General features: G+C 43.7%; 2 tRNA genes and 1 rRNA gene. All 3 read left to right on the forward strand.

The features are described 5' to 3' along the window. A 16S ribosomal RNA gene (locus tag QTO06_RS25320) occupies positions 1 to 143 on the forward strand; the annotation flags it as partial. Positions 144 to 277: 134 nt separating this feature from the next. Next, positions 278 to 353: transfer RNA gene (locus QTO06_RS25325), tRNA-Ala, on the forward strand. A 41-nt stretch (positions 354 to 394) separates the two neighbouring features. Further along, positions 395 to 470 (forward strand) — tRNA-Glu (locus tag QTO06_RS25330). Positions 471 to 719: the final 249 nt, after the last annotated feature.

Genomic DNA, 719 nt, shown 5'->3' on the forward strand with positions numbered 1-719 from the left:
CGCCCGTCACACCATGGGAGTGGGCTGCAAAAGAAGTAGGTAGTTTAACCTTCGGGAGGACGCTTACCACTTTGTGGTTCATGACTGGGGTGAAGTCGTAACAAGGTAGCGCTAGGGGAACCTGGCGCTGGATCACCTCCTTAAACGATACGGATAGTTTGCTTTCACTTTTAAAAAGTGAAGACAAATGAGTCACGATGAGTGTCCACACAGATTGATATGGTTTAGATTTCAGAGCAAAGATTGGTTCTGCATAAAATGCTGAAGCGATTTATGTGGGGCTATAGCTCAGCTGGGAGAGCGCTTCGCTGGCAGCGAAGAGGTCATCGGTTCGATCCCGATTAGCTCCACCACTAGCTACATTGTTTCTGCTTTTAGCGGAGCAACCTACAGTGTCCCGTTCGTCTAGAGGCCTAGGACACCGCCCTTTCACGGCGGTAACAGGGGTTCGACTCCCCTACGGGATACCATCTTTAAACATTCTCTCTTGAGAGTTTTTAAAAATGGTTACTTCATAAGAAGTGATTAGCTCTTTAACAATTTGGAAAGCTGACAAAACAATCTTTAAGATTGTTTGTAAAGTTCTCAATGTTTGTCTTTAAGACAAACACCAAAAAACACATTCAAGTGTTCTTGGGAATATCACTTTTAAGTGATTATTCGAAATTGAGTCCGGCAAAATCGAAATGTCTCTCGCTCATTCAAATAATGAGAGACAA

It is taken from the genome of Vibrio sp. M260121 (assembly GCF_036533715.1).
Taxonomy (GTDB): domain Bacteria; phylum Pseudomonadota; class Gammaproteobacteria; order Enterobacterales; family Vibrionaceae; genus Vibrio.